Source organism: Massilimicrobiota sp. An80 (assembly GCF_002159255.1).
In the GTDB taxonomy this organism is placed as follows: domain Bacteria; phylum Bacillota_I; class Bacilli_A; order Erysipelotrichales; family Coprobacillaceae; genus Allocoprobacillus; species Allocoprobacillus merdigallinarum.
Map to the genome: position 1 here is coordinate 1 of NZ_NFHI01000076.1, position 6,133 is coordinate 6,133.

A 6,133-nucleotide genomic window follows, 5' to 3' on the forward strand; every position below is an offset into this window, starting at 1 on the left:
AATGATATGAATGAAAATATTTCTAAAAATAAACATATGACCGCTGATCAACGTAATGAGATTTTTACCATGCTAGAAAATGGTGATTCCGTTTCTAAAATTGCTTCAGCTATTTCAAAGGATAAATCTACTGTTTCCAAAGAAATCAAGAAACATAGAATTGAACAGAGAATCTCCAATCTTCTTAGTAAAAACAGTAGCTGTGCTCATGTTAAAAGCTGTACACATACTCATTTATGCTCTCATGTCAAATGTAATCTCAAGCTTTGTAAAAGTTGTGACATATGTCAAAGCATTTGTCCTGATTTTGAGCTTTATATATGTAAGCAATTAAAAAGTTGAATTCTCACTTGAGGTATTTTAAGGGATTTAATAACTGTTATATCTTGTTATAAAAATCTCGTCAAACCCTTGAAAATACTAAAGTTTTTGTGGGTGTCCTCTCCGTCACATCTTGTATCGTGTTATATCGTTTTACCCTTGGTTATGAACTCTGATAAGGGAAAAAACAAGGGAAAGAAAATCTGGTAACAACTTATAACAAATTATGAAAATGGCAGTTGGAACTAGATGGAATGCTTATAATACATTTTCAAGAAAGGACTGATAAGATGAGATTGATATATGCAGACTATAACCCTCTTACAAATAGTATTGATGTAACTACATTTGAGAATTACATATTGCGAATTGATTGTAATAAGGCAGAGGATGGATTAAGAACTACTCTTTGCTCACAAAATTCACTTAATGCTTTGGCGATAGATGAGCCATTGGAATATGCTCGCCTTGCTTTGGACGGTGAAATGCAGGCATGGGTGGATGCGATTGATAGTTTGGCAGTCTGGTGATTTCTATAAATGTTTTTTGATAAAATGTTGGCAGAATATCTAGGCTTGGTGTGATAAAATAAAAGAAATTAACTTACTAGAGAATTATCGAGTAGGAGATATTTGGCAATTTAATAGCTTTGCCTACTATGTGCGTGACAAGGCTATTCTTGGAGAGGAGATTTATTCAGGGATTATAAGTTGAAAAACTTGATTTTAAGCGGATGCTACGGAAAGTAGCGTCCGTTTTTTGATTTGTAAACAGATGTTGGTGGTGCTACTTTTTCATTTTGTGTAAGATGCGAGTGTAAATCAAAATACTGATGGAGGCATTGTTATGAGTAACAAAAAAGAAATCATTATCAAGGCAACTAAACTTAAAAAGAGTTTTATCACAGGTGACACAGAGCAGACAATTTTTGAAAATCTAGACCTTAATATATATAGGGGTGACTTTACTGTGATTATGGGTAGTTCAGGTGCAGGCAAGTCCACACTGATGTACTCCCTTTCGGGAATGGACAGGCCCAGCTCGGGCGAGGTTGTTTGGAACGACAAAACAATTACATCTTTAAGTGATGATAGGCTGGCAATTTTCAGACGAAAGAACTGTGGTTTTGTTTTTCAGCAAATCTATCTTCTTGATAAGATGAGCCTTATGGATAATGTACTTACGGCGAGTGCATTGTCAGGAGCAAGCAAAAAGGACTCAGTGAAATATGCCAAAGAGCTTTTCGAGCTTGTTAATATTCCTGAGATAACACGCAAAAAGTTCCCATCTCAGGTGTCGGGCGGTGAGGCTCAGCGAGCAGGCATTGTAAGGGCAGTTATAAATAAACCCGAGATTCTCTTTGCCGATGAGCCCACAGGTGCACTGAACTCAAATAACTCAACTGCGGTTCTTGATGTTTTTACAAAGCTTCATAATGATGGTCAGAGCATTATATTGGTAACTCATGACAAGAAAACAGCCTTAAGAGGCAACCGTGTGTTATATGTTAAGGACGGCATGATCTACGGTGAGTGTGACCTTGGGGTTTACACAAATGAAAGTAAAGACCGTGAAGCAAAGCTAAACAACTTTTTAACAGAGATGGGATGGTAATATGAAAAAAATAGCAAATCAGATTTTATACAACTTAAAAAAAGAAAAAACCTCCTTTATATCATTCGGCGTTATCATTCTGATAACTGCTCTAATATTAAATTGTGCAGCGGTTTTGCTGTGTCAGGTAGATAGGGCTTATGATACAAAGTTTGAAAAGTTAAGCACCGCAATGCTCAACGCAATTGTTCCTGAGGTCCAGAACAGCAGTGAACTTGAAAAAGCAATTGATGAAATCGAAAAGGTAGAGAAAATCGAAAGCTATACTGCTATTATGACAGAAGCTACTGTCAAGGATTTCAATGGTGCGGATTTTTCAATGAACACAGTGTTTTATAACATTGACGACAAGCGTACTCTTAACAATTATGAACTTGTGAGTGAAAGCAAAAATAATGTTGACGATCCAATCTATATCCCACTTTATGTATCCAACTTTGGTGGATTTGCTTTGAATGACGAAATCGTTTATGCAATTGACGGCAAGTCCCATAGTTTCACTGTGGCAGGTGTGATTGAAGAAATGCAGTACGGCAACTATGGTTCGGGTTTGCTGTGTGCCTATTTACCAAAAGAAGAGTTTGCAGAGCTTGCGGATTCTTATAGTGACAAGGCTGTGGTTGAATATTCAATGAGCGTAAAGAGCGATGCAAGCCTTGATGAAGTGAAAGATGATGTCAGCAAAGCAATTGAGAACAAAGGTGTTATGGCTTTATCAATTCTTGACAGCGAAAGCGTAAAGGGTACACGGACAATGGTTACGGATCTGCTTGTACTTATTTTAACCGCTTTTGCACTAATCATCCTTGCAGTTAGCGTATTCCTCAGTAACTTCAAAGTTAAAAATGCTATTGAGTCCGAAATTACAAATATGAGCGTGCTTAAAGCTCTGGGTTATACAAGTGCTCAGATTGTAGCGAGTATCACACTGCCTTATGCTATTGTTTCGCTATTGTTTGCAATTCTCGGCATTGGTCTGTCTTACACTTTACTTCCTGTGCTTTGCTCAGTGCTTACTGTTCAGTCAGGTTTTTCGTTTGCTGTTAGCTTTGATTTGCTGAGCTTTGTATGTGTGGCTTGTATTCTTTGCGGTGTTGTTTCGTTCTTCACATATATATCCGCACGAAAAATCAAGAAAACTCAGCCTATTGACGGCTTAAGAGGTAATACAAGTTCAAAGCACACAAAGAAAAATTATTTTCCGCTTGAAGAAACCAGAGGCAATACAAAATTCCTGCTTGTCTTAAAGCAGATGATAGCTTCTACAAAACAGAATATAATGCTCTTTCTGGTGTCTTTTGTGCTGACGGTTCTCATAGCATTTTCAGGCACACTGTTCTACAATGTAGTAGTTGAGCCGGATAATTTTATGTCTGCTTTGTCAGACGAAGTAGCAGATGTGATTATTTATCCTAAAAGCGACAGCATGAGTGAGCTTGAGTCAAAACTTGGTAACGATAATCGTGTGCAAAATTCATTGAAATATATGTCTGCAATTGTTAAAATTGAAGAGAAAACAGTGACTGCTTTTGCCTGCGAGGACTTCTCAAAGGTGAGAAATGATGTATGTTATATGGGTGAAAATCCGAAAGATGCAGATGAAATCGCTTTGGGCAGTGCTTTTGAAGAAAATTTTAAAATCGGTGATACAGTCAGCGTGACGGTGGACGGTATCACAAAAAGCTTTCAGGTTACAGGCTTTGTGCAAAGCGTAAATTTACAGGGCGAGCTTTGTGAACTGAGCATAGAAGGATACAACAGTCTCTTTAACCAAAATCAGACTCCATACCTCTATGTGTATCTTGAAAATGCTGAAAATGCCGAAAAGATTACAAAGGAATATAAATCCGATTACTCTGCATTGGTAGCAGACACAGTGAATTCTTACAAGCTTCAAACTGAAGCACAGGATATGTATATGGGTATCACTGTGGTGCTTGTAGTATCAATTTGTGCGGTAACAATTCTCGTTGTGTTATTTATTTTATATATTGTTATCAAGTCTCTGCTTGTAAAAAGAAGACAGGAGTTAGGTATTTACAAAGCAATGGGCTACACAAGTTCACAGCTTATTTTACAGACAACAGGTTCATTTATGCCTGTGTCGATGGTGGCAATTGTGCTTTCAAGCTTTTTGGCAATTTATTATATGCCGGCTATCTATCAATTTATTTTTGAGACTTTGGGTGTCATGAAAAATAACATTGAGATTTCATTTGGCTTTTTAATGCTATTTGCAGTAGCTCAGATTTTAGTAAACATTATGATAAGTATTATTTTGTGTATGCCGATAAGAAAGATTTCAGCATATGTACTCATTAAGGAATAAGGGAGAGACAAAAATGGATTTTGGTGATAAATTAAAGCAGTACAGATTAAAAGAGGGACTTTCTCAGGAACAGCTTGCTGAGAAAATAGGAGTAAGCCGTCAAGCTATAACAAAATGGGAGACCAAGCGAGGTCTCCCTGATGTTGAAAATATGATTATCCTCGCAGAGCTTTTCAAGCTCACTCTCGATGAGCTTGTGCTTGAAGAGGTCAAAAAACAGGAAGAAAAGCCGGTGGTTTTCGAAAGCGAAACAGTTTATGACATCGACACCGGCAAGCATTTTGATATAAACTTGGGCGGTGCAAGGAAAATTACTATCAAAACAGGTGTGGATGAAAAAATCCACATTGTGCTTTCTTCCGAAATACTTGCTGAAATTGGCTCTCTTTTCAAGGTGAAACTTGACGAAAAGCGTAATAAGTTGGATGTTGAACTTGTAAATAAAAAGGGCGTCAGCCGTTTTGAAGCACAGGAAAGCGTGGATATTACTCTTTTACTCCCTGAAAAGTTTACCGAGCATACAGAGGTTTCAGCAAGCGTTAAGGAACTTCTTATTGAGGATTTACGCCTCAGCCGACTTGAGTACGACGGCGACGCAGAAAAGGTTTTTATCCGGGACACAGAGGGAAGTCTGGAGTTTACCGCAAAGACTGACTACGAAATTTTTATTTCAGGTAACTGCACAAAACTTGATATAAACCAGTTCAAAGCGAAAGCGATTGTTCACCTTGAAAATGCAGATAACTACAAACTCTCAAATAACGGCAGAAAATGCAAGCTCATCACCCGCAAAAACGGAGAAATTGTTGAGCTTGAAGAAAACGAAACTGCCGAAAATACAATCAACATATCAGGCATATTCTCCGAGCTGATTGTTGAGGTTGAGAGATAAATTTCAGCTTTACGCATACTATGTACTTCAAATAGCCGCATCCATTATGTGTATGGATACGGCTATTTTTGTGGCATGGGGCGATTATCTCGCCCCTTTATCTCTGCTTCGGTGAGGTTGGTTGGCATTCTGTCTGTCAGCCTTTTCCTGATACCGCTGTAACTTTTCGTGCATTGATTCGGCTTTGGGAGTGGCTTTCTCTCCATAGACTTCCTCCCGCTTGGCACATTCTTTCTCATATGCGTCGTTGGCACGCTGTGCGGTATAGAATGCTGTGTAGAAATCCTGCACCGTTGCAAATCCATGCTGTCTGACGATACCGGATAGTCCGGCTTTGAAGGTTCGGATTTCCTCGGTTTTGGTGGCAATCCTGTTTTCAAGCTCCTTTTTCTTGGTAAGTCTTGCAAGTCCCTTTAAATCAGCCAATTCAATCTCCAGTTTTGTCCGTTCACGCTCTGCTTCAAAGATAAGGTTATTGTGTTTATCAAGAGTAACCTTAATCTTTTGAAGTCTTGAGAAAGTGGCAGCTTCCGGTGGCATAACCGGTCTTGGAGGTATTTGTGGCTTGGGTGGTTCTTGAACCTCTGCCTTTGGAGCAGTTGCAGTAATAGTGTTTTCTGGTGCTTTGGGTTCTGTTATTACTTCCTTAGCCGGAGTTGTAATAACCTCTGCGGTGTCCTCTGCTTTAATAACAGACATGCTTCCGTATTCTTTTTCAAGAGCTTCATGGAACAGCTTGTTTTTTAGTTCCCTTGCGGCGGTCAGTACCTTGGAAATCAGAAGTGCAAGTTTCGCTGTGGCTATTGTGATAATGCCTGTCAGTTTCTCAGGACACTTGCCGAATACATCAATGGATAATGTTGAATGCCAAATTAAATAAAAAGAAAAATAAAGAAAATAGTCAAAATAAAAGAAAAAGTCTTATCAAAGTGAATGAATAAGAAATAATCACTTTAAATGATAAGACTATTTTAGTA

6 protein-coding genes are annotated in these 6,133 nt (G+C 38.3%); 5 read left to right on the forward strand and 1 reads right to left on the reverse strand.

Annotated features, from left to right (window positions below; all coding sequences use genetic code 11):
- From B5G32_RS12995 to B5G32_RS13015, 5 genes are all read left to right on the forward strand, one after another.
- The coding region (locus tag B5G32_RS12995; RefSeq protein WP_143746662.1) for a helix-turn-helix domain-containing protein at window positions 1-342 on the forward strand (342 nt) is incomplete at its 5' end.
- 269 nt (window positions 343-611) lie between these two features.
- Entirely contained in the window at window positions 612-851 is a 240-nt protein-coding gene (locus B5G32_RS13000; RefSeq protein WP_087936896.1) for a DUF6061 family protein, read from the forward strand.
- Between the two features lie 316 nt (window positions 852-1,167).
- A complete protein-coding gene (locus B5G32_RS13005) occupies window positions 1,168-1,935 on the forward strand; it encodes an ABC transporter ATP-binding protein (protein WP_087936897.1) in 768 nt (255 codons plus the stop codon).
- Between the two features lies 1 nt (window position 1,936).
- Window positions 1,937-4,264 (forward strand): ABC transporter permease, encoded by a 2,328-nt coding sequence (locus tag B5G32_RS13010; protein WP_087936898.1) that lies wholly within the window; start codon window positions 1,937-1,939, stop codon window positions 4,262-4,264.
- A gap of 13 nt (window positions 4,265-4,277) precedes the next feature.
- Window positions 4,278-5,156 carry a helix-turn-helix transcriptional regulator gene (locus B5G32_RS13015; RefSeq protein ID WP_158094031.1) on the forward strand — a complete coding sequence of 293 codons (879 nt, stop codon included), beginning with the start codon at window positions 4,278-4,280 and terminating at the stop codon, window positions 5,154-5,156.
- An 84-nt stretch (window positions 5,157-5,240) separates the two neighbouring features.
- Here B5G32_RS13015 and B5G32_RS13020 read toward each other — a convergent pair whose 3' ends face one another.
- Window positions 5,241-5,855 carry a hypothetical protein gene (locus tag B5G32_RS13020; protein WP_087936900.1) on the reverse strand — a complete coding sequence of 205 codons (615 nt, stop codon included), beginning with the start codon at window positions 5,853-5,855 and terminating at the stop codon, window positions 5,241-5,243.
- Window positions 5,856-6,133: the final 278 nt, after the last annotated feature.

What these genes read in the sequence shown, in the direction of transcription:
- B5G32_RS13000 (WP_087936896.1), top strand. Translation starts at nt 612, where the DNA reads ATGAGATTGATATATGCAGACTATAACCCTCTTACAAATAGTATTGAT.
- B5G32_RS13005 (WP_087936897.1), top strand. Translation starts at nt 1,168, where the DNA reads ATGAGTAACAAAAAAGAAATCATTATCAAGGCAACTAAACTTAAAAAG.
- B5G32_RS13010 (WP_087936898.1), top strand. Translation starts at nt 1,937, where the DNA reads ATGAAAAAAATAGCAAATCAGATTTTATACAACTTAAAAAAAGAAAAA.
- B5G32_RS13015 (WP_158094031.1), top strand. Translation starts at nt 4,278, where the DNA reads ATGGATTTTGGTGATAAATTAAAGCAGTACAGATTAAAAGAGGGACTT.
- B5G32_RS13020 (WP_087936900.1), bottom strand. Translation starts at nt 5,855, where the DNA reads ATGTCTGTTATTAAAGCAGAGGACACCGCAGAGGTTATTACAACTCCG.